This is a genomic window from Arthrobacter nitrophenolicus, assembly GCF_000332815.1.
GTDB lineage: Bacteria > Actinomycetota > Actinomycetes > Actinomycetales > Micrococcaceae > Arthrobacter > Arthrobacter nitrophenolicus.
In genome coordinates, this window is the sequence record NZ_AOFD01000045.1 from 1 (window position 1) to 20400 (window position 20400).

Genomic DNA, 20400 nt, shown 5'->3' on the forward strand with positions numbered 1-20400 from the left:
AATCGGGGCCGCTGCCGGCGTCGGCGTACTCCACGTAGGCCTCGTCGATCACCACCAGGACCTTGGACGGCACAGCCTGCAGGAAGGCCTCGACGCGGTCGTGGCTGATTGGCACGCCGGTGGGATTGTTGGGCGTGCAGAGCAGGATCACCTTGGTCCGGTCCGTGACGGCCGCGGCCATCGCGTCCAGGTCGTGGCCCTCGGCCTCGTCCAGCGGGATGCGGACCGGCCGGGCGCCCGCCAGCTCCACCAGGATGGGGTACGCCTCGAAGGAGCGCCACGCGAAGACCACCTCATCCCCGGCGTCGCACAGTCCGGTGATGATCTGCTGCAGGACGCCCACGCTGCCGGGCCCCACCGCGACCTCCCCCGCGGTGACGCCCAGGTGCGTGGCGAGCCGTTCGCGGAGTTCGACGGCGGCCATGTCCGGGTAGCGGTTCATCCTGCCGGCCGCGTCGGCCACCGCAGCCGCGGCAGCGGGCAGCGGTTCGTAATGGCTTTCGTTGCTGGCGAGGGCCGCGATGCCCGCGCCGGCACCCCGGCGGCCCGGGACGTAGGACGGAAGCCCGGCCACGGGGCCGCGGAGGGTGGGCAGCGCGGTGTCCGGCCGGGTCAGGAGTTGTTCAGGGGTCATGGGCACCGATCATGGTTGTGACCCGGCCCACATAGCAAGATACGCTTTTGTGCTTGGGACTTCTGCTCAACTTCTAGTAGCTCTGGTGAAAATATGACCATCACGAACCCGCGCACCCTCGATTCGCTCGACGGCCGGATTATCCTCGCCCTCGACAAGGACCCCGAAGCCAGCGCCCTGGCACTCTCCCGGACACTCGGCGTCGCACGCAACACCGTCCATGCCCGGCTGGCACGGCTGGAGCGCAGCGGCGCGCTCCGCTCCTTCAGCCGGCGGCTGGACCCCGCCGCGCTCGGCTACGAGCTCATGGCCTTCCTCTCCCTGGAAATCAGCCAGACGCGGTTCGGCTCCGTGGAAAGCGGCCTCGCCGCGATCCCGGAGGTCATCGAGGTACACGCCACCACCGGCGACGCGGACCTCATGGCCAAGGTGGTGGCCCGCGGCACCGCCGACCTCTACCGCATCACCAACCAGATCCTGGAAATCGACGGGATCCAGCGGACCAGCACCGCCATCTCCGTCATGGAACTCATGCCGCCCCGCTACGACGGGCTCATCAGCAGGCTGTCGGAGCAGGAAGGCCGCCCCTCCGAGTAATAGCAGTGACGCAGCCCACAAATGGGCAAATTGTCACTTCTCCCCGCTTCTGCTGCCAAAAGTCCCAGCCAAATATGCGGGTGTTGCCGATCCGTACGGCGGGGCGCACGATTCCTGCATGACTTTACTTACCGTCTCCGGCCGTGTGGCCCAGGTTCTCAGCGGCTATGTCAGCGACGTCTTCGGCGTCATGGGCAACGGCAACGCCTACTTCCTGGATGCTGCGGAGCAGCTGGGCCTGCGCTTCACCCCCGTCCGGCACGAGGGCGCCGCCATCGCCGCCGCCGACGCCTACTACCGGGCCTCGGGACGCCTCGCCGCGGGCACCACCACCTACGGCCCCGGCTACACCAACGCGCTCACCGCCCTGGCCGAAGCCGTCCAGGCGCAGATCCCGGTGGTGCTGGTCACCGGCGACGCGCCCACCAGCGGCGCCCGGCCCTGGGACGTGGACCAGGCGGCCATCGCCGCGGGGCTCGGCGCGGCGACCTTCACAGTCACCCGCGACGCCGCCGGCGCCATCACCCGGCAGGCGGTGGAGTACGCACTCACCCGGCGCACCGCCGTCGTGCTTGCCATCCCGTACGACCTTGCGGTACTCGAGGCCGCGGACGAAGAGCTTCCCGAGCCGTCCGCGGCGCAGGTGACGCACGACGGCGGCACGGACCTTGGGCAGGTGGCCCGCCTGCTCGCCGGGGCCCGGCGGCCGCTGATCCTCGCCGGCCGCGGCGCGCACCTCGCCGATGCCGGCGTCGAACTCCGCGAGCTCGCCGACCGGCTCGGCGCACTGACCGCCGGAACCGCCCTGGCGCTCAACCTCCTCAATGGCGAGGGGTACCTGGGCGTCGCCGGCGGTTTCGGCACCGACACCGCGGCCGGGCTCATGGGCGAGGCCGACGTGGTCCTGGTGGCAGGGGCCAGCCTGAGCCCCTTCACCCTGAGATTCGGGCACCTGCTCGGTCCGGATGCCACCGTCATCCAGATCGACACCGCCCTGCAGCCGACCAACCCGAGGGTGGACCTGTTCGTCAGCGCGGACGTGAAGGCCGCCGCGGGAGGCCTGCTGTCGTTGCTCGATGGGGTGTCTCCGGAAGCCGGCTGGCGGGCGGAAGCCCGCCGTCGCCTGGCCGAGGAACCGGCCCACCACCCCGGCTCCGAGGTGACAGCGGACGGCCGGCTGGACCCGCGCGCCCTCGCCACCGCGCTGGATGCCGTGCTTCCGGAGCGCCGCACGGTGGTCCAGGACGGCGGGCACTTCATCGGCTGGGCGCCATGTACTGGAACATCCCGCGGCCGCAGGACCTGGTGATGGTGGGGACCGCGTTCCAGTCCATCGGGCTGGGACTGGCCAGCGCCGTGGGAGCGGCACGGGCGCTGGAGGACGGCCGCACCCTGGTGCTGGCCTCGGGCGACGGCGGGTTCCTGATGGGCCTGGCCGACCTCGAGTCGCTGATCGGCGCGGCCAGCAGCGCGATTGTGGTGATCTACAACGACGCCGCCTACGGGGCAGAGATCCACCAGTACGGCTCGCAGGGCCTGACCGAGAAGCCGATGCTGATCCCGGAGGTGGACTTCAGCGGCGTTGCCCGGGCGTTGGGTGCCGAGTCAGTTGTGGTGCGCTCGCTTGATGACTTGTCCGCGTTGCAGGCCTGGATCGACGCCGGCGCCAAGGGAACCTTCGTGGCCGATTGCCGGATCACCTCCACCGTCCGAGCGCCGTGGCTCAGCGAGTGGATGGCGGCCTCCCAGGCGGCGAAGGCTGCGGTGGCGGGGTAGTCGTTCCCGGAGAGCCAGACCCCGGCCTGACTCAAAGCCATGCGGCGGCGCCTTCACTGCGGCTACGGGGCCCGGACCCCGTCCGGATCTATAACCCACCAGAGCCCCCCGTGAGTTGAGACGTTGTGGCACTTCACCTCGCCAGGCCCCTCGTGCGCGTAGAAGTAGAGCGGATGCCCGTTGTAGGTGACCTGGGTGGTGCCGTCCCGCCGCTCCGTCGTCCCCAGCAGCGCTGAGTCGACCTCACCGCTGGCGGCCGGCGCTCCGTCGGTCAGCACGGGTGGCCATGCTTCAGCGCAGTCGTCGTAACACTCCGGCGTGCTGCTCTCCTCAATCTCCCAGATATAGATGGCCTGGTTTTTGGCATCGAAGAGCATCTGGCCGAAGTCGCTCGGGGCTGTGGTGATCATGGTGCCCGGCTCCGGCGCGCTGGATGGCAGACTCGGCGGGAGTTGCGGGCTCTCCGGGGGTTGCGGGCTCTCCGGTGCCGTAGTGCTCGCACTCGGAGCCGGGGTAACTTCCGGGGCCTCGCTCGAAGTGCTGCCTGCGCAAGACGATACAACGAGTGCGAGGACCACCGCAGCCGCCGCTCGCAGTCCGGGTCTGGACACGATGTGCTCCTATCGGCAGGAGCGGGCGCCCCGGCCACGTCTTCGGGGTTGGTGATGATCGGATGGTGAGGCAGTGCGGTTCAATCATCTCAGCCTTCTGTCGAAATCGGCAGGCGGACGAATTGAATCACTTGCTGCCATGTGGCCCGGACCCCGGCTGTTGCGCCGTTCCGGAGACGCAGGCTTCGGTGGCGTCGAGGTGGCTCGTGATCGCGGTCATCACCTCGTGCATGTCGGGGTATGGGAACGTGTGTCCCACGCCTTTGAGCCACAGGCCGCAGGCGGACGGGATGGCGGCGGCGAGCCAGCGGCCGACCTGTTAATACTCACAGGAATCTGCAAAGAGGATCAAGTGACCATCAGGATTTCCCCAGCTTTCCGTCAAGTAGCTTGTTACTGGTTTTTTTCGAAACATAATTGAGGGCACTTACAACGCTATTGGGGGAAGCGAAGATGCTTTTTTATGGGCTGAAATTGCGGTCCGCACTGCATGCTGCATTTCCTACCATGCGCGTCCATCACCGCACCCACCCTGCACATTCGTAACGCAGGTCGGTCAGGTGTCCAATGAAAGGACTCTCATGAGCCAGCACCCCTACAGTGCTCCCTATCCGCCAACATACGCTACGCTCCGCCGCAGACGAGCAGCAAGTCATTTCTAACAACATGGCTGCTGTCGCTGATCCTTGGCGTCTTCGGGGTGGACCGGTTCTATCTGGGCAAGGTGGGGACCGGCATCCTGAAACTGGTCACCTTCGGCGGCTTGGGGATCTGGGCTCTGGTTGACCTGATCCTGGTGCTCAGCAATAGGATGCGGGACAAAAATGGCCTCCCGCTGACAGGCTATGACAAGCACAAGAAGGTGGCTCTGATCGTCACAGGCGCTTTCGTCCTGCTGAGCATCATCATCAATTCGACTCGGGCCGGCGCCACAACAGAAACTGCGCCGACGAGTTCCGGGCCGAAGGTAGCGGCTGTTGGTCCGACTTCAACGGCTACACCAACGCCCACTAAAGATCCCGCTCTTGCCGCCGCCGAGGCAGAAGCTTCAGCCAAAGCCAAAGCAGAGGCCGATGCTGCCGCCAAGGCGAAGGCTGACGCCGACGCAGCTGCCAAAGCTGAAGCGGACGCGGCGGCAAAAGCCAAAGCGGAAGCAGACGCAGCCGCTAAGGCTGCAGCGGAAGCTGAAGCCGCAGCCAAGAGGGGGACTCTCAGCCAGCAGAACGCCCTGCGGGCAGCCGCTGACTACCTCGACTACACTGCGTTCTCCCGCACGGGCCTGATCGAACAACTGGAGTACGAGAAGTACTCGCTCGATGATGCAACGTGGGCCGTTGACCGTGTGACCGTCGACTGGAATGTGCAAGCAGCTAAAGCAGCAAAGCAGTACCTCGAATACACCTCGTTCTCGCGCTCCGGTCTCGTCGATCAGCTGCTTTACGAGGGATACACGCCGGAGCAGGCCGAGTACGGCGTGAGCACAACCGGGCTCTAAGAATCCCGCTCAATTCCAGGAGTGTCGCCATCGACGCGCATACGCTCCTGGGCTGGCTCGCCGCATGCTCGCAAGCTGAGCTGAGGGCTACCATCGCAGCCGGCGCACAAATCCACCATACGGACTTCAGTCGCGAATGGTGACCGGAAAACAAGGCAAGAACTTCCCAGGGGGGACAAATTGAAGACTAACAAAGCGGCAATTGCAGGAGCCTTTTTGTGTTTGACAATGTCGGGCTGTGCCGGAGGAACCACTGAAGCAACCCCCGCCGTGACGCACACTGTTACGCAGACAGTGACGGCAACAGCCACAGTTACGGCGACTGCAACTGTTACAGCCGAACCTGTTGCGCCAGTGGCCGCTGCTGCGCCCACCGCGGCTGCGATCATCCCTGCAACCGCGGTTATCCCTGCCAATGTCGTGGGGATGAATGCTGAAGCACTTGACGATGAACTCTCGCTGCTCGGCTTCAAGAAAGTCATTTACAACTCCGACACCGGAAAGACGGTTTTGCTTCTTAGTAACTGGACAGTCACGGGGATTGATAACGCGGGAGCGGAACAAGCCGTTGATAAGGCGGTTGTGGTTCACGTGACCAAGTAGTGGTGGCCAGATAGTCACCAAGGGAAACTCATGAGCAACGGTTACAACCTCGCCGACGGCACACCACGTTACGGCCGTCGCACAGGTCCTGGCCAAAATCAGCAGCCGACAGCGGTCGCTCCCCGTGTTGAAGAGGCGGCGATCGGTGCAGCACAGCTTGGCTTAGACACTTTGGCAGCTGCCATCGATCGCCGCCTGAGCAGCTCTTGGGCGGACGCGCAGGACCCAGCCTTGATGGCACTGCGGAACGAAAATCCGGAGGAACTTGCCGCCGCCCGTGCGCTCGTCAAGCTCCATCTGGGGTCCCAGCGTGAATGGAGATTCAAAGCGCAAGCCATCCGGGACAAACGGTTGGCCGGAATGATGGCAAGGCGTAAAGCCTCAGGTCGTGCCTTGGAAGTCCTGGCTCTCCGTCTAGGGCTCATGGCAGCGCTATTCGCACCACCCGCATTTGTTCTGGCTACAGACCAGGACAACCTGCTGAAGCTCCTGGTCGTCGGTGTTATTTGCGTTGTGGCCGCCCTGATGGGTGGCCACTTCCTGACCGTCCGTGCTCGGGTGCCCGTCATGCCGGTCATTCGAGGTCCCTGGCTCAACGAACTCAGAGAAGACATCATCAACGCAACCTTGGTTGCCGTTCTGCAAAACAAGGGGATGCACATGGATCCGGAGACGGCTGCAGCGGGCCGACGTGGGTGGGAAAGCATCCAGGCAGCGGAAGAGGCTACAAGTCGGTTGTATTGTTGAGCGCTTGGCAGTCCAGTGCGAACCAGGACGGCAGCGGCTTGGGTATTCACACCGCTACCAGGTCAGGGACATTCGTCATCGATCGATCAAGCAACAGCATCCCCTGGTGCGTTCAAACACCACATCACTGAACGTCCGAAGCAAGGAAGAGCCCCGGCACATATCTCGTGCCAGGCTCTTCCTTGCCCGACTTGCAGCGGAACCTTCTGTGCTCCCCGTGGCCAGCCCCAAACTGCCAGGGGGTTCCCAACATTCGGAGCGGACCAGACGGCTCGTCGCGTCTCTGCAGCACGGGGACATGCCAATCAACCAGATGACCCGGAAGCTTTTCTAGGGAGTTAGCGCTTCAATTTTTTCGACTCGAAACGCCGGAACAGTGGTGTTCCCGCCAATTTGCGTGTCATAGCTGATGGACCCCAGAGAAGTCGCCGTAATCCTAACTTGGTCCTCATCAACAAATTCCTTCAGGGCAGCGCAACCGGCCCGCCCGCCTTCTCCGGTAAAGATCGCATTCTCGTCATATTCCCAGGAATTCTCCATCCTCTGATGTGAGACATTGGCGCGGAAGATACAGTCACCCGTAGCTGCATCAAACTGGGTGATATTCGCATAGATGACCACCGTTTTTCCTGCCTGATCGTCAGGGCTTTTTACGATCATAGCTAGGTCACGCTCCGTGAGTTCAGCAGCAGAATCAACCTGCTCCTGGGACACAGGGTCAATGTTCTTTGAAGAAAGCTGACTCCCCCCAGACTGAGAACCGGCCATAGACAGGACTATTGTGCAGCCTACGAAGAGAACGAGCACAAGCAGTAGTGGAATCACAACCCACCGTGCCCGCCCTCTTTTCCTCGGCTGAACAGCACCCTGAATGACACCGTAAGCAGGAGCATCTGGTGGCCTTACAGTGGTTCCTCCGGTGCCTGGTTGGTCATCGACCCAAAGTTGCCAACCCTCGGGCACCGGTCCCCAGCTAGGGTCAGGCGCCCAACCGGTAGGAGGTTCCCAATTAGCTGGTGGCTTGGGCCAATTTGGCGGTGGGTTGAAGCGTTTTCTCATGGGACATCCTCGGGAACTATAGCAATTTATCCGAATGTACCTTGAAGAGGCTTCTATTGTGTATAACGAATTCGCCTCTTAGATAATCTTGGCGTAGTCCGCTAATCAAGTCACAGGTGAGGGCCTGCGAATTGCTTCCGGCTACTGGACCGTCGGAATAAGCAGCGGTTCGTTCTTCCTTGACCTCCGCCCCGTTCCCGCCGTCGTTCGTCGCGAACACAGGAATGCCCTGGCACATAAAGTCGGGTCAGGGCATTTCTGTCCGCTAGTAGCGGTCCTACGCGTACTCGCTAGCCGACGCCCCGGAAGAGCAGGGCCTCGGTAAACGTCCGACTGTACACGTCGGTGGCGGTGTGCTTGCCGATGGCGAGGTTGGCGGGCAGCTGCAGCCGTCTCAGGTGAATCATGCTGTCAGCCAGGCTGCTGCCATTGACGGATGGCCTCAACCGGCTGGCCGCCGTTGATCTGTACCAACGGGAAGCCTGTTCTGCGCCGGGCCTTATAAAGGTGCGTTGTTAGTGGCAATCCCTGCCGCACCCGGTGGGCCTGTCGCTCAAGGTTCCAAACTCCCCTACTGCCCCGGCGCCCGGTAGGACGGCGTCTTCTTCGCGGCTTCATCAATGTCCTCCACGCTCAGGAGCGGCTTCAGTCGGACGTTGACGTTCCCCGTCGAATTGATCAGCAGCGACAGTGCTGCAGCACTTGCATCATCCGGCGCCTCAAAAACGCCGAGGACGTCGTAGTAGCCGAATGCGTAGTAGAAGCACTCCAGCGTTCCTCCCACAGACTTCAGCGCCTCCACCAGCGCATCGCGCCGCTTGGTGCCGCCTTCCTGCATGAGCCCCTTGATGCCCTGGCCCACGTATGTCGCCTCAAACAGATACTTCGGCATGGTCTTTCCTTCCCTGGATCCCTAACCCGGTTTCTGTAGCCGTCCGGAAAGTACCCGCGGAGCCCGGGCACGTGTGAAGCAGGATGGCGTCCGCGCAGAATCCTCCTCACCTGGCTCCGTTGCCATGCAGGAGCGGCCCAGATCCGGCCCCTAATCGCGTAGAAACAGGGCAACTGGCCCTGTTACCGGAGAAGGTATTCCTCCGGCTGCGGGCAGTCAATATGCCGGTACACCAAATCGCCGCCTTCGCGCCGCGGCTGATGGCGGGTCAGGGCAGGATGGGCCATGATCTGAACATGCGCCGTTCCGGTCTGTCCCGATCCTGGTGGATCCCGCCGTCCCTTCGCGGTTACAAAACCGAGTGGCTGCGCCACGACCTGGTGGCAGGAGCCGCGCTCTTCGCGGTCCTGGTCCCCGCGGGCATGGCCTACGCCCAGGCCGCCGGCCTCCCGCCGGTCACCGGCCTCTACGCCACCATCGTGCCGCTGATTGTCTACGCTGCCGTGGGGCCCTCACGGGTGCTGGTGCTAGGCCCGGATTCGGCGCTGGCCCCGATGATCGTTGCCGCCCTGATCCCCTTGGCCGCGGCCGACGAACAGAGGTCCGTGGCGCTGGCCGGCCTGCTGGCCATCCTGATCGGCGCCATCATGCTGGTCGGGTCGGTGCTGCGGCTGGGCATCGTCACGGGCCTGCTGTCCAAGCCCATCCGGCTGGGCTACCTCAACGGCATCGCCCTGCTGGTGGTGGCCTCCCAGGTCCCCACGCTCCTGGGGATCTCCGTGGAAGGAGAATCGCCCTGGGACAAGCTCTTCGCCGCGGTGCCGAAGGTGCTCGCCGGCGAAACCAACATGACGGCGCTGCTGCTGGGGCTGGCGTCGCTGGCACTCATCCTGGTGCCGCGGTGGCTGAAGTGGAAGGTCCCGGGGGTGCTGATCGCCGTCGTCGTGTCCTGCCTGGCCGTAGCCCTGCTGGGACTGCGCGACGACGTCAAGGTCACCGGGGCCCTGCCGCAGGGCCTCCCGGCGCCGGCCCTCGGCGGGATCGGCTGGGCCGACGTCCTGGCGCTGCTGCCGGCCGCCGCGGGCATCGCCCTGATCGTGTTTGTCGACACCGGAACCCTCTCCCAGTCCCTGGCCGCGGCACGAAACGGCAAGGTCTCCGGCAACCATGAAATGGCGGCCCTGGGTGCAGCGAACGCGGCCAGCGGCCTGTTCGGGGGCTTCCCCATCTCGGCCAGCACCTCCCGCACCCCGGTGGCGGTGGAGTCCGGGTCGAAATCCCAGCTGACGGGCGTGGTGGGCGCGGTCCTGGTGCTCGGCTTCATGCTCGCGGCTCCCGGAGTCACCGAGTTCCTGCCGTCCACCACCCTGGCCGCCATCGTCATCGCGGCGGCCGCGGGCATCGCCGACCCCGCAGGCGTGCGGCGGCTGATCGGCATGAGCCGCAGCGAATCACTCGTAATGCTCGCGGCGTTCCTGGGCGTCACCATCCTGGGCGTCCTCCCGGGCATCGTGGTGGCCGTCGGCTTGGCAATCCTGGACTTCCTGCGGCGGGCCTGGGACCCCTACCGCGCCGAACTGGTGGACGTGCCGGGCACACCCGGATACCACGACGTGAGCCGCCACCCCGACGGCGAACGCGTCCCCGGCCTGCTGATCCTGCGCTTCGATGCGCCGCTGTTCTTCGGCAACGGCGCCTGCTGGGGTCCTTTGTGCGCAATGCCCTGGAGGAGGCCCCGCCCGGCACCGAACGCGTGGTCCTGGCCGCCGAGCCCGTCACCGGAATCGACACCACAGCCCTGGACGAGCTGATCCAGCTGGACGAATGGCTGGAGCGGCACGGCGTGGACTTGGTGTTCGCGGAGATGAAGGGTCCGGTCAAGGACAGGCTGCTGCGGTACGGCATGGGCGCCCGATTCTCCCCCGAACACTTCTACCCGACCACCAGCGAGGCGGTGCGGGCGTTCCAGCGGGAGGAGCGGGAGGCGTAGCCGCCGCACCCAAGCCGCCGGCCGCCGTCGTACTTCACGACGGCGGCAGCCGGCTCACCCAACAGGCGACCCCACCCGGAGAACCCCGGCCACATGCCGCGGGAACTGGTCGAGGGCCTCGCCCGCCTCCCGGTACCACTGCGTCAAGGCCACCGGAGGCTGACCCAGGACCATTGCGTTGCTGAACGATTCGAGCCATGACCCGGAGCGTGCCAGGTGTTCGCTGATCACGGCCATGTGGTTGGCCATGGACTCCGCGCCGGCGTGGACCTGCAGGCAGGTGATCTGCCGCCCCGGTTCATCGGCGAAGAACTGGAACACGAGCATCCTCGGCTCACGGCTCTCCACGAGGCGGGCCACTTCACGGCAAGCCTCAAAAGCTTCATCGAAGTGCCCGTCGCGCACGGTGTAGGTGCTCAAGTAGACAAACGGCTCGTACATGATGGCCTCCTGAACCATGTGACCCGCACCGTGCGGGTCACCTTCAGGATCCCGCCGGCGGGTGCGGCAAACATCGGCAGGTCGCGCCACCTTCCGCAACCTCCACTGGGTAGTTATGCCCAGTCCAACGATGCATAGTGGTGATCAGGAGGTTGACGTGGCCGACGACGTAAATCACCTCGCGAGGGCCCGGGCGTTCCACAAAGCGTCCGCGTGGCGTCAGGCGTGCGACGAGTTCCGCGCCGCCGGCGGGCCCACGGGCCTTGATATTGAAGATGTTGAATGCTTCGCCGAGTGCGCCCAGATCGCAGGGCTGCGGGACGATGCGATCGCCGCGCTGATGCATTCCTTCGAGGCGCGGGCGGCGAGGGGCCAGGTCCGTCCGGCGGTGGCCTCTGCCTTCTGGCTGTGGGAGGCGTACAACCTCAACGGCGAGTTCGCCCAGGCCAACGGCTGGATGGCACGGGCCCGTGAGCTCGGCCCGGACGACGCGGGCAAGGAACCCGGCTGGCTGCTCATCACCACGGCCTACGCCCGGATCGCAACAGGCGCTACTGACGAGGCTCTGGGGCTCCTCGGCCGCGCCCGCGAGGGGGCCGCAGCAGTGCACGACGGCGACCAGCTCGCCTTCGCGACGCTCCTCACCGGCCGCGCCCTGGTCCGCTCCGGCCGCCTTCCGGAGGGGCTGGACTGCCTCGACGACGCGATGCTCCGCGTCCTGGCAGGAGAGACGACCCCGCGGACCACCAGCCTGCTCTTCTGCGCAGCGATCGGCACCTGCCAGGTGGAGGCCCGCGACCTCTCACGGGTCCGGGAATGGAGCGCTGCCCTCGGATCCTGGCTCGATACTGTCCCTCCATTCGGCGGGCCCTTCTACGGTAACTGCCTGACCTACCGGGCCGCGCACCTCCGCCTGGCAGGCCAGTGGACGGATGCCATCACGCAGCTGGAGGAGGCCTGCCGGGGCCTGGCTGAGGGGGCAGGTGCCCGCCTCATCGGCCATCCGCGTTACGAGCTCGGTGAGTCGCACCGCCTGCTCGGCAACTTCGCCGAAGCAGAGGCCGCCTACCGGGCTGCGGCATTCGCCGGCGGCCCGACACAGCCGGGGCTGGCCCTGCTCAGGCTCTGCCTGGGAGACGTGCCCGCCGCGGCAGCGGGCATCCGGCGCGCGCTCGGCGAATCCGTGGGGCCGAGCGCTCGGGTGGAGCTGCTGCCTGCGGCAGTGACCGTCCTCCTCGCGGCGGGGGCAGGCGCGGAAGCCGTGGCCGCGGCAGCCGAGCTCGGAAGCCTGGCCGGGCATTTCAATTCCGACAGCGTGCGTGCCGCCCACGCCCGGGCCCGTGGCGAGCTGGCTCTGGCCAACGATGAGTGGCCGACGGCGCTTCCCGAGCTCCGGCGGGCCGCCGGACTATGGCGGGACCTTGACGTCCCCTACGAGACGGCGCGCTGCTCGGTGCTCCTGGCCACGGCGTACCGGGGTGTGGGGGACGACGAGGCGGCGGACCTTGAGCTCGAATCGGCGCGCGCGGTTTTCACGCGCCTCGGCGCCCGTCCCGACCAGCAGGTGGTCGACGGAATGCTCCTGCGCCCCGGCAGTCCGTCACAGCACGGCCTCTCGCCTCGCGAGGTCCAGGTGCTCGGGCTGATCGTCCATGGCCTGACCAATCGGGCAATCGGGGCGGAGCTGTTCCTCAGCGAACGGACCGTCCAGCGCCACGTCAGCAACATCTTCGACAAGCTCGGTGTGAACTCCCGGACGCAGGCGGCAACGCATGCCATCGAAACCGGGATTATCAGCAGCGCCCCGTGACCGCGAAGGCTGTCCCGGTTCCGGTTGCCCTGGCCATTGAAGGACGCCGCAGCTCAAGTCACGGCGTACGCTGATGCCATGGAGTCCCAGGTCCGGAACCTGTCCCTGCGCACGGGCATCACGGTGCCGTGCCTGATCCAGGGTGGCGCGGAGGCCAAGCCGCTGCTCCTGCTGCACGCCTGGGGCGAATCCCGCCGCTGCTTCGACCGCCTGCTGCCCGGGCTGGCGGGCTTCCGGACCTACGCGCCGGACCTCCGCGGGCAGGGCGAGGCGGACAAACCCGAGGACGGCTACTCGCTGGCGGAGCAGGCCGAGGACGCCGCCGCCATCCTGGACGCCGTGGGCGTGGATGCCGCGTTCGTCCTCGGGTCCTCCAGCGGCGGCTATGTTGGCCAGCAGCTGGCCGCGGCGCATCCCGGGCGGGTGGCCGGGCTGGTCCTGGTGGGATCACCGCTGAGTCTGCAGGGCCGGCCGGCCTTCGCCGACGAGGTGGACCAGCTGACAGACCCCATCGACGAGGACTGGGTCCGGGGGTCGCTTTCCTGGTTCACGATGCACCAGCCGTTCCCGCCTGGTACCTGGAGGATCGGGTACGGGACGGCGTCCGGATGCCTGCCCACGCGTGGAAGAAGATCCTGGCCGGTCTGACGTCAGCGGCCCCGCCCACGGAAGCCGGTGCCGTCCGGGCGCCCACGCTGATCATCTACGGCGGCCGGGACGACCTGCTGCCGCTGCAGGACCAGGAGGTCCTGGCGGCCCGGATTCCGGGCGCCGTACTGAAGGTCTATCCCGACGCCGGGCACCTGGTCCTGTGGGAGCACCCCGACCGGGTGGCCGCGGACGCCACGGCGTTCCTGCGCGCGCTTGGGTGACCGCGGCACGGGCAAGAGCCCCCTTACTCCCCCTTGCGCCGCACCATCTCCCCGATCCACGCGGGCGCGAACGGCGACGTGCAGCCTGGCGGCGTCGGATAGTCCTTGAGCACCTCCAGCCGCTCCCCGATGGCGAGCGCACGCTCCCGGTACTCCGCGTGCTCGATCCCGATCTGCGCCAGGCACGTGTTCATGGCCCACTGCAGCCGGTCCGGGGCGTCCTTCATCTCCGCCTCGATGGTGTCCAGCAGGCCCGGCAGGTCCAGGCCCTCGGGCTTCTTCACCACCCGGTCCGACGTCAGTGCCCAGCCCCCGCTGGCCACCACCGGGTCCGGGTCGGCCAGCCACGCGACGCGCAGTTCCTCGGCGTGCGGGCTCTTCTTCACCACGTAGTTCACCAGCCAGTCCTGCACCTTCGGGGCACGCGCCTCCCGCAGCATGGCGTCCAGCTCGTCCCGCCCGAACGCCTTCGGCCTGCAGATGAGCAGTGCCAGCAGCTGCGCCGCCGTATCGCCGGTCCCCCACAGCCGGATCGCGAGGTCCTGCTGCGTCTTCAGCCGCTTGGCCACCGCGCGCAGCTGGCTGAGGTTCACGCCGTGGTCGTCCCCGTGCCTCTCGTTCACCGCGCGCATCTTCGCGTCCTCGAGTCCGGCCAGTTCAGCCAGCACCTCGTCCAGCTGAGTGTCCGCCGTCGTTTCCGCCACGTCTGCCTCCCCATCCATTACGGTCCGGATTTCAGCGTACGACGGCGGCCGCGCACTTCCGGCATCCAGCGGGGGTCAAAATCGGGGCCATCCCTGTTGGTCCCGGCAACCGGCCGAAAGACTTTCTCTTGACAGCCCCACGGTCAGGGAGTCTTATGCCAGTACCTGCGCACATCAGAAAGAAGGCGGTGGCCATGGCCGCCATCCAAAATCCTCCCGCGAACCAGTCCCGCCTCCGGACGGGAGCCGCCCTCATGACGCTGGGCGGGCTTGCCTTCGTGGGGTACGCCGCGGTCTTCCTGGTACTCAATTTCAGCGGCGCCTTCCTTGAACTGGGCATCGGCCCGGAGCAGGTGGACAAGGGAAAAGCGGAGATCGAGGCGTTCAGCCCGCAGCTGTCCCACTACATCAGCCATGTCCATATCGCCCTTGCCGGCTTTATCGCGGCGACGGGCCTGGCCATCGCAGGCCTCTCCTGGTACGGCGTGCGCCGGGGCGAACGGTGGGCGTTCGCCACCGCTGTTGTCGTCCCGGTCGTCGGGCTCGCCGTGGCCCTTCCCGCGCACTACCCGTGGGGCCTGGCCACGCTCGGGCACCTGGGTCCGGTCTACCTCGCCGTCGTGATCTTCCTGGCGGGGGTGGCGGTGGCCTACAGCGGCATGCGCAGCCCGCGGTGACACGCTGATTTGTGGCTGGCATGGGGGAGATCGCAGCGACCCCCCTTCTCCGCAGACGTCGCCTCAATGGCCATCGGACCGGTCAGTGCCGGGGTCCTGTTCCGCGGGCGGCGTTAGTCCCGGGCGCAGCGCGCCGACATACACACCCGCAAGGACCAGCAAACCGCCGAGCACCAGGTTGATGGTGACCGGTTCATCATCGAGCCATGCGGAGAGCAGGACGGTTATAAACGGGATGATGACGAACCCGTACGCGGCCCTCGTGGCCAGCCAGGACTGGAGGACCACGAGGTAGAGCAGGAACACCACAACCGATCCGATGACCACCAGGTAGCCGATCGCCAGCCACGTCTCAATACGTTGCGGGATCACCAGCGGGTCGCCTGCAGCCATGGCGGCGGTGAGCAGGACCGCTGCTCCCGAGGTCATGCCCACTGCGTTCATGGTCACCGGGTGCACCCCCGGGAACCGGCGCACGAGCACCAGGGCCTGCGCGAAGCAGAACGCTCCACACACGACTGCGAGGACAGAGGTCAAGGGCACGTCACGCTGCAGGGAATCACGTGACATCAGGGCTACCCCAGCGAGCGCGAGCAGAGTGCCGATGACTGCCGCGGCGCGGACGCGCTCCTGCCGCCAGAGGACCGCAAGCAGCAGCGTGGCGAGCGGCACAAGCGCGAGCAGGGTCTGGGCGAGGCCGGCCTGCACGCGGACCAGGCCGTAGTAGATCAGGGCGAACGACAGGCCGAAGTTGAACAGGCCGTACAACACGGAACCGAACAGTGCCCGTCCGCGCGGCAGCGCCAGCCTGAGCGCCGCCATGACAGTCAGGAGTATTGTCGCGGCAAGCGCGAACCGCAGGCCGGCCCCCCACAATGGCTCGAGCTCGCGGTTGCTGAAGCGGATGCCAATGGCGTTTCCGCCGGCGAGCACAGCCTGGACCAGAAACGCGATAAGCGCCGCCCGTTCCCCGTCCTTCATGCGCTGAAGACTACGCCGCAACCAGCACCAGGCGTAGGCCCCTCCCGAAAGGCTTTGCTCCCGCATCACCCTTGAAATGCAGCGTACGACGGCGGCACCCGGCCTCCGGACCTTGGCTGACGTTTGGTGCGGGGTTGGCTAGGGTGGAAGCCCGCGCTCAAGGAGGCAGCATGGAATCGCACCCGGCCAACCCCGACGATGCAGGGCCCTTCTTCCACGGCACCAGGGCGGACCTGCAGCCCGGGGACCTGCTGGTTCCCGGCTACGCCTCCAACTACGGCGAACGGAAGACCGCGAACCACATCTATTTCACGGCCACCCTGGACGCGGCGACCTGGGGCGCCGAACTCAGCGCGGGTGAGGGAACGAGCAGGATCTATCAGGTGGAGCCAACCGGCCCGTTCGAGAACGACCCCAACCTGACGGACAAGAAGTTCCCCGGCAACCCCACCCGGTCCTACCGCACCCGCGAACCCCTCCGCGTGCTCGACGAGGTCAAGGACTGGCAGCCGCACTCCTCCGAGGCACTGCAGCACATGCTGAACCACCTGGAGGAACTGAAGCGCCAGGGCATCGAGGCCATCGACTAGGTCCGGTTACTCTCCGGAGCCGCGCCAACCATAATGCCCGTTGCTGTCAGAGCGCAGCCCGGCGGCGCAGCAGCAAGACAACGGCGGCTGCGGCGCACAGCACCAGGCCGCCGGCCACACCGGCCATCACCGGAAGGCTCAGCACCGCACCCGGGTTGGCCGGGTCCGCCGCGGATGCTGCGCCACCGGCACCGGCGCCCCCTGCCGCGCCTTCCTCCAGCGAAGCGGCCGTGGCGGGTGCCGCCGTCGGAGGCTCTATCACCGTCAATGACTTGTCGCCCCTGTTCACCACCACAACAGACCCGTCACGTCGGACAGCCATTCGGCCGGGATCATCCCCGCTGGGTACGGTCCCGGAGGCAGCATCCGCACCGGCGGGAATGACGGAGACCGTGTCGTCCAGGCTGTTGGTCACATACACGGTCCCGTCGGCACCGGCCACCACCTCCTGCGGCGCACTGCCCACGGGAATCCGCCGTGCCACGGAGGTGCCACCAGGTTCTATGACTGCCACGTCGTTCGTGAGGATTCCGGCCACATACACGGTCCCGTCCGGCGCTGCCGCAATCCCGTGCGGCTGGGCCTTGGCGCCCACGTCGATGGTGTGTGTCGGTGCCGGAGCGAGGGCCGGCACCACGCTGACAGTGCCGGCCAGCTGATTGGTGGCGTAGGCGGTCCCGTCCGCGGCCAGAGCTACCTCCACCGGGGACGGCCCGGCCTGGATGTGGCGTTCCACCCAGGCATCACCGGGCTTCACAACGGATACCGAATTTCCGGACGACTCCACGATGTACAGGGAGCCTTCCGGACCGACCGCCAGCCAGTGCGACCCGCCGGACACTTTGATCGCCAGGGTCGTTTTGTCCGATCCCGGGGCCACCACCCCGATTTCTCCCTGTCCGGATTCACCGGACTGGGACACATAGAGCGTCCCGTCCGGCGTCACGGCCAGCGACGTCGGGAAGCGCCCGGCCTCAATGGTGCGGGACGGCCTGGTCTCCCCGGCGGGTAGACGCTGATGCTGCCATAGAAGTCGTAGTCGCTGACATAAAGGGTGCCGTCCGGCCCTTCGGCTATGCCCAGCGGCTGAACGCCAGGGCCTACCTCGAGTCCGGCGTCGGCATGGGCAGGAAGCACGACGACGGCGGGAGCCAGCAGGAGCGCGGCGGCGGCTGACAACGTGGTGGCCGCCGCCCGCAGCGGCGAGCGCATTCGGCGTCGGCTTGGTTTCCGGTGCGGCTTCGCGGCGCGCCGCAGAGACATGGTTTTCACGTGTTTCCCCCAAAACTGTGGCCGCAGTCCGGCAACCGTCTGATCCTACCCGCCCTGCCGGTAGCTGCGCCGCCAGGACGGCGGATTCGGGAAGCGGGCCCGTCCCGTGATAATCCGGTAGGTATGTCTCCTTTATCCGGACCCGCCACAACGTCATCAGCCGAAGAACGCAGCGCCCGCATCGCCGTCACGCTTTTCCCGCTTCTCATCCTTGCCGGCGGTGCCGTCGCACTTGCCGCACCCTCCGCGTTCACCGGACTGGGCCCCTGGATCAACCCCCTCCTGGGGCTCATCATGTTCGGCATGGGGCTGACGCTCACTCCCCCGGATTTCGCCGTCATCGCCAGGCGGCCCGTGCCGGTGGTCATCGGCGTGGTGGCCCAGTACGCCATCATGCCGTTCCTCGGCTGGCTTGTGGCCGCGGCACTCGGACTGCCTCCGGCGCTGGCCGCGGGCGTCATCCTGGTCGGCTGCTGCCCCGGCGGCACCGCGTCCAACGTGGTGTCCTACCTGGCCAAGGGCGACGTTGCCCTGTCCGTGGCAATGACCACCGTGTCAACGCTGATCGCTCCGCTGCTGACGCCTGTGCTCGCCCTGTGGCTGGCCGGCCAGTACATGCCGGTGGACGCCGGTTCCATGGCCTGGTCCATCGTCCAGATTGTCCTGTTCCCCGTCCTGCTGGGACTCCTAATGCGCGTCTTCCTGCCGCGCCTGGTCAACAAGGCCCTGCCCGCCCTGCCCTGGATTTCGGTCCTCGCCATCACCGTCGTGGTGGTTGCCGTGGTGTCCGCCAGCGCCAAAGCCATCTTCGCCGCCGGGCTGCTGGTCCTCGCCGCCGTCATCCTGCACAACGGCCTGGGCTACGCCCTCGGGTACACCGCCGCCCGCCTCTTCAAGCTGCCGGTCCCGTCCCGGCGTACGACGGCGATCGAGGTCGGCATGCAGAATTCCGGCCTGGCAGCGGGGCTGGCACGGCAGTACCTGACCCCCGAGTCGGCGCTGCCCGGCGCCATCTTCTCCGTATGGCACAACGTGTCCGGCGCGCTCCTGGCCGCCTACTGGCGCCGCCGCGGAACCGCTGCCGCCCAGGACAGCGGCAAGGTCCCGGCCGCGGTGACGGAATAAGCAAACGCCCGGCGCCGCCGTCGCACTGAAGTCACCGGTCGGTCTTGACCACCGTGAACAGGACCGCAGAGTCCTCCTCGGCCTCCAGGCTGTGCAGCCCGTCCGGGACGATCAGCAGGTCCCCGGCCTTGCCCTGCCAGGCCTCGCCGCCGGACTTCAGCCACACGGATCCCTTGATCACGTAGACCGTGGCCTCGCCCGGGTTCTGGTGCTCGCTCAGTTGGGTGCCGGCGCGGAAGGCCATCACGGTCTGCCGCAGCCTCTTTTCGTGGCCGCCGAACACGGTGTCGGAGGCCCGCCCGCTGGAGACCGCCGTGGCGGCCTCGAGTTGCTGGCGGGCCAGGGCGTCAATCGATATCTTCTGCATGCGGACACCGTACCCATGTGGCGGGGCCGGGGCCAGAGGCTGCCTCATCCGGCGCCCGTAATCTGCGCCGGGGCGCCGGACTAGCGGAATGCCGGGATCAGAACCGGGGTGTTCTTCTTGTAGGCCTCGTAGTCGGGCTGGCCGCCCCACTTCTTGTCGGCCTTCTTCTCCAGGGGCGGGATGCCGCTGCCCTTGATGAGCAGGAACGCGACGAACACCGGGGACAGCAGGGCCACCCACTGCCAGCCTTCCAGCACCGGAACGGCGATGATGAGCACGCCGATCCAGAGCACAATTTCGCCGAAGTAGTTCGGATGGCGGGACCTGGACCAGAGCCCGGTGGAAATGAATTTCCCCTCGTTGGCCGGGTCCGCCTTGAAGCGCCGCTTCTGGCTGTCTGCCGCGATCTCGATGCCGAAGCCGGCGGCCCACACCACAAAGCCGGCGAGCGCCCAGCCGTCCAGGGCCACGCGGGTGGCGGAGGTGATGGCGATCCAGGCTGCGGCGGCGGTGAGGACCACCCAGAGCCCCTGCAGTGTCCAGGTGTTCAGGAAGCGGAAGAATGAGGGCTTGAGCTCGTCGAACCGGTCGTCCTTGCCGTGCCTGCGGACGCGGCGGAACAGGAAGCTTCCCAGCCGTGCCGCCCATGCCACCACCATGGCCGCGAGCAGCAGCGCCCGCGCATCCACGCCGGGGGTCAGCAGGACCAGCAGGACGGTGATGGAGATATAGGTCAGGGCGCCGGTGAGGTCGTAGTACGTCTCGGTCTGCGCCTTGAAGGCCGGGATGAACGCCAGCCACTGGATCAGGAACGCGGCCGCCACCCCCAGCGCGAACAGGGGGAAGCCGCCCACCGCGGCGCCGCCCTGGGCACCCGCGACGGCGACGAGCACCCCCACCACCACCGCAACCAGCAGGATAATAAGCGCCTTGCGGTCTGCGTCCTTCATTCGATCCGTCCTCTTCCCTAAAGCTACGCGGCACACTGCCCACTAGGTCTTCGGAGCAGGAAGGCTGTTGTATGGGCCGTTGCGGGAAGGCACGACGGCGGCGCCCGCCGGGTGCCTTACCCGGCGCCCCGTTCAAGATCAGCCAGTTCCGATTCAAGCTGCCGGGTCAGGTTCCGCAGGCGCCGGAGGTGTTCTTCGGATAAGCGT

The 20400-nt window shown here is 66.7% G+C and carries 23 protein-coding genes and 1 pseudogene; 13 read left to right on the top strand and 11 right to left on the bottom strand.

Translation table 11 applies throughout. The features are described from left to right. Positions 1-634, bottom strand: a 634-nt coding sequence (locus G205_RS15050) for an aminotransferase class I/II-fold pyridoxal phosphate-dependent enzyme (protein ID WP_009358734.1), incomplete at its 3' end; no start/stop codon positions are given. A 93-nt stretch (positions 635-727) separates the two neighbouring features. Between G205_RS15050 and G205_RS15055 the strand changes: the two genes are divergently transcribed. Together G205_RS15055 and G205_RS15060 are read left to right on the top strand one after the other, a co-directional pair. Beyond that, entirely contained in the window at positions 728-1231 is a 504-nt protein-coding gene (locus G205_RS15055) for an Lrp/AsnC family transcriptional regulator (protein WP_009358735.1), read from the top strand. A gap of 118 nt (positions 1232-1349) precedes the next feature. Further along, positions 1350-3007 (top strand): annotated as a pseudogene (locus G205_RS15060) (thiamine pyrophosphate-binding protein). 62 nt (positions 3008-3069) lie between these two features. Here G205_RS15060 and G205_RS22130 read toward each other — a convergent pair. Next, a complete protein-coding gene (locus G205_RS22130; RefSeq protein ID WP_009358736.1) occupies positions 3070-3417 on the bottom strand; it encodes a COG4315 family predicted lipoprotein in 348 nt (115 codons plus the stop codon). Between the two features lie 901 nt (positions 3418-4318). On the opposite strand from G205_RS22130, the gene G205_RS15070 reads away from it, so the two are divergent. The 3 genes from G205_RS15070 (at position 4319) to G205_RS15080 (ending at position 6463) form a co-directional block, all read left to right on the top strand. Continuing rightward, positions 4319-5113, top strand: coding sequence for an Ltp family lipoprotein (locus tag G205_RS15070; protein ID WP_009358737.1), 795 nt, complete (start codon positions 4319-4321; stop codon positions 5111-5113). Between the two features lie 180 nt (positions 5114-5293). Next, a complete protein-coding gene (locus tag G205_RS21780) occupies positions 5294-5716 on the top strand; it encodes a hypothetical protein (protein WP_152419593.1) in 423 nt (140 codons plus the stop codon). A 30-nt stretch (positions 5717-5746) separates the two neighbouring features. Next, positions 5747-6463, top strand: a complete 717-nt coding sequence (locus G205_RS15080) for a hypothetical protein (protein ID WP_009358739.1) — start codon at positions 5747-5749, stop codon at positions 6461-6463. A gap of 330 nt (positions 6464-6793) precedes the next feature. Here G205_RS15080 and G205_RS21945 read toward each other — a convergent pair whose 3' ends face one another. Both G205_RS21945 and G205_RS15090 read right to left on the bottom strand, forming a co-directional pair. Beyond that, the gene (locus G205_RS21945; protein ID WP_009358740.1) at positions 6794-7177 is read right to left on the bottom strand and encodes a hypothetical protein; all 384 of its coding nucleotides are present in this window, start codon (positions 7175-7177) and stop codon (positions 6794-6796) included. A gap of 916 nt (positions 7178-8093) precedes the next feature. Continuing rightward, positions 8094-8414, bottom strand: coding sequence for a GYD domain-containing protein (locus tag G205_RS15090; protein ID WP_009358741.1), 321 nt, complete (start codon positions 8412-8414; stop codon positions 8094-8096). A 221-nt stretch (positions 8415-8635) separates the two neighbouring features. On the opposite strand from G205_RS15090, the gene G205_RS15095 reads away from it, so the two are divergent. Next, positions 8636-10225: a SulP family inorganic anion transporter gene (locus tag G205_RS15095; RefSeq protein WP_235046941.1), complete on the top strand. Its 1590-nt coding sequence runs from the start codon at positions 8636-8638 to the stop codon at positions 10223-10225. Beyond that, positions 10168-10404, top strand: coding sequence for an STAS domain-containing protein (locus G205_RS23010; RefSeq protein ID WP_235046942.1), 237 nt, complete (start codon positions 10168-10170; stop codon positions 10402-10404). Before G205_RS15095 ends, G205_RS23010 begins: the two co-directional genes overlap by 58 nt. 54 nt (positions 10405-10458) lie before the next feature. Here the strand turns inward: G205_RS23010 and G205_RS15100 are convergent, their stop codons facing one another. Beyond that, a complete protein-coding gene (locus G205_RS15100) occupies positions 10459-10845 on the bottom strand; it encodes a hypothetical protein (protein WP_152419594.1) in 387 nt (128 codons plus the stop codon). 157 nt (positions 10846-11002) lie between these two features. Here G205_RS15100 and G205_RS15105 point away from each other — a divergent pair, with 157 nt between their 5' ends. The 3 genes from G205_RS15105 to G205_RS24205 all read left to right on the top strand — a co-directional run bounded on the left by G205_RS15105 (position 11003) and on the right by G205_RS24205 (position 13527). Next, positions 11003-12655 carry a response regulator transcription factor gene (locus G205_RS15105; RefSeq protein WP_009358743.1) on the top strand — a complete coding sequence of 551 codons (1653 nt, stop codon included), beginning with the start codon at positions 11003-11005 and terminating at the stop codon, positions 12653-12655. Positions 12656-12733: 78 nt separating this feature from the next. After that, a complete protein-coding gene (locus G205_RS15110; RefSeq protein ID WP_235046944.1) occupies positions 12734-13303 on the top strand; it encodes an alpha/beta fold hydrolase in 570 nt (189 codons plus the stop codon). Continuing rightward, the gene (locus tag G205_RS24205; protein WP_235046945.1) at positions 13264-13527 is read left to right on the top strand and encodes an alpha/beta fold hydrolase; all 264 of its coding nucleotides are present in this window, start codon (positions 13264-13266) and stop codon (positions 13525-13527) included. The genes G205_RS15110 and G205_RS24205 overlap by 40 nt, the downstream gene beginning before the upstream one ends. Positions 13528-13550: 23 nt before the next feature. On the opposite strand, the gene G205_RS15115 is transcribed toward G205_RS24205, so the two are convergent. Then, a complete protein-coding gene (locus G205_RS15115; protein WP_035753320.1) occupies positions 13551-14249 on the bottom strand; it encodes a DNA alkylation repair protein in 699 nt (232 codons plus the stop codon). Between the two features lie 176 nt (positions 14250-14425). Here G205_RS15115 and G205_RS15120 point away from each other — a divergent pair, with 176 nt between their 5' ends. Further along, positions 14426-14908 carry a hypothetical protein gene (locus G205_RS15120; protein WP_035753328.1) on the top strand — a complete coding sequence of 161 codons (483 nt, stop codon included), beginning with the start codon at positions 14426-14428 and terminating at the stop codon, positions 14906-14908. Between the two features lie 63 nt (positions 14909-14971). Here G205_RS15120 and G205_RS15125 read toward each other — a convergent pair whose 3' ends face one another. Next, the gene (locus G205_RS15125) at positions 14972-15889 is read right to left on the bottom strand and encodes a DMT family transporter (protein ID WP_009358746.1); all 918 of its coding nucleotides are present in this window, start codon (positions 15887-15889) and stop codon (positions 14972-14974) included. A gap of 170 nt (positions 15890-16059) precedes the next feature. Here G205_RS15125 and arr point away from each other — a divergent pair, with 170 nt between their 5' ends. After that, the gene (gene arr / locus G205_RS15130) at positions 16060-16479 is read left to right on the top strand and encodes an NAD(+)--rifampin ADP-ribosyltransferase (RefSeq protein ID WP_009358747.1); all 420 of its coding nucleotides are present in this window, start codon (positions 16060-16062) and stop codon (positions 16477-16479) included. A 46-nt stretch (positions 16480-16525) separates the two neighbouring features. On the opposite strand, the gene G205_RS15135 is transcribed toward arr, so the two are convergent. Together G205_RS15135 and G205_RS23020 are read right to left on the bottom strand one after the other, a co-directional pair. Then, positions 16526-17425, bottom strand: a complete 900-nt coding sequence (locus tag G205_RS15135) for a Vgb family protein (RefSeq protein ID WP_235046947.1) — start codon at positions 17423-17425, stop codon at positions 16526-16528. After that, the gene (locus G205_RS23020) at positions 17422-17691 is read right to left on the bottom strand and encodes a hypothetical protein (RefSeq protein WP_235046949.1); all 270 of its coding nucleotides are present in this window, start codon (positions 17689-17691) and stop codon (positions 17422-17424) included. Before G205_RS23020 ends, G205_RS15135 begins: the two co-directional genes overlap by 4 nt. Positions 17692-17874: 183 nt before the next feature. Between G205_RS23020 and G205_RS15140 the strand changes: the two genes are divergently transcribed. Further along, entirely contained in the window at positions 17875-18876 is a 1002-nt protein-coding gene (locus tag G205_RS15140; RefSeq protein WP_009358749.1) for a bile acid:sodium symporter family protein, read from the top strand. 31 nt (positions 18877-18907) lie between these two features. Here the strand turns inward: G205_RS15140 and G205_RS15145 are convergent, their stop codons facing one another. Both G205_RS15145 and G205_RS15150 read right to left on the bottom strand, forming a co-directional pair. Next, positions 18908-19243 carry a cupin domain-containing protein gene (locus tag G205_RS15145; protein ID WP_009358750.1) on the bottom strand — a complete coding sequence of 112 codons (336 nt, stop codon included), beginning with the start codon at positions 19241-19243 and terminating at the stop codon, positions 18908-18910. Between the two features lie 80 nt (positions 19244-19323). Continuing rightward, positions 19324-20193, bottom strand: a complete 870-nt coding sequence (locus tag G205_RS15150; RefSeq protein ID WP_009358751.1) for a DUF1295 domain-containing protein — start codon at positions 20191-20193, stop codon at positions 19324-19326. Positions 20194-20400: the final 207 nt, after the last annotated feature.

Bases quoted from the DNA above. Each gene is read 5' to 3' on its own strand.
- G205_RS15055 (WP_009358735.1), top strand. From the start codon at position 728: ATGACCATCACGAACCCGCGCACCCTCGATTCGCTCGACGGCCGGATT.
- G205_RS22130 (WP_009358736.1), bottom strand. From the start codon at position 3,417: ATGATCACCACAGCCCCGAGCGACTTCGGCCAGATGCTCTTCGATGCC.
- G205_RS15080 (WP_009358739.1), top strand. From the start codon at position 5,747: ATGAGCAACGGTTACAACCTCGCCGACGGCACACCACGTTACGGCCGT.
- G205_RS15090 (WP_009358741.1), bottom strand. From the start codon at position 8,414: ATGCCGAAGTATCTGTTTGAGGCGACATACGTGGGCCAGGGCATCAAG.
- G205_RS15095 (WP_235046941.1), top strand. From the start codon at position 8,636: ATGCCGGTACACCAAATCGCCGCCTTCGCGCCGCGGCTGATGGCGGGT.
- G205_RS15100 (WP_152419594.1), bottom strand. From the start codon at position 10,845: ATGTACGAGCCGTTTGTCTACTTGAGCACCTACACCGTGCGCGACGGG.
- G205_RS15110 (WP_235046944.1), top strand. From the start codon at position 12,734: ATGGAGTCCCAGGTCCGGAACCTGTCCCTGCGCACGGGCATCACGGTG.
- G205_RS24205 (WP_235046945.1), top strand. From the start codon at position 13,264: ATGCCTGCCCACGCGTGGAAGAAGATCCTGGCCGGTCTGACGTCAGCG.
- G205_RS15115 (WP_035753320.1), bottom strand. From the start codon at position 14,249: ATGGATGGGGAGGCAGACGTGGCGGAAACGACGGCGGACACTCAGCTG.
- G205_RS15120 (WP_035753328.1), top strand. From the start codon at position 14,426: ATGGCCGCCATCCAAAATCCTCCCGCGAACCAGTCCCGCCTCCGGACG.
- G205_RS15125 (WP_009358746.1), bottom strand. From the start codon at position 15,889: ATGAAGGACGGGGAACGGGCGGCGCTTATCGCGTTTCTGGTCCAGGCT.
- arr (WP_009358747.1), top strand. From the start codon at position 16,060: ATGGAATCGCACCCGGCCAACCCCGACGATGCAGGGCCCTTCTTCCAC.
- G205_RS23020 (WP_235046949.1), bottom strand. From the start codon at position 17,691: ATGCGCTCGCCGCTGCGGGCGGCGGCCACCACGTTGTCAGCCGCCGCC.
- G205_RS15140 (WP_009358749.1), top strand. From the start codon at position 17,875: ATGTCTCCTTTATCCGGACCCGCCACAACGTCATCAGCCGAAGAACGC.
- G205_RS15145 (WP_009358750.1), bottom strand. From the start codon at position 19,243: ATGCAGAAGATATCGATTGACGCCCTGGCCCGCCAGCAACTCGAGGCC.
- G205_RS15150 (WP_009358751.1), bottom strand. From the start codon at position 20,193: ATGAAGGACGCAGACCGCAAGGCGCTTATTATCCTGCTGGTTGCGGTG.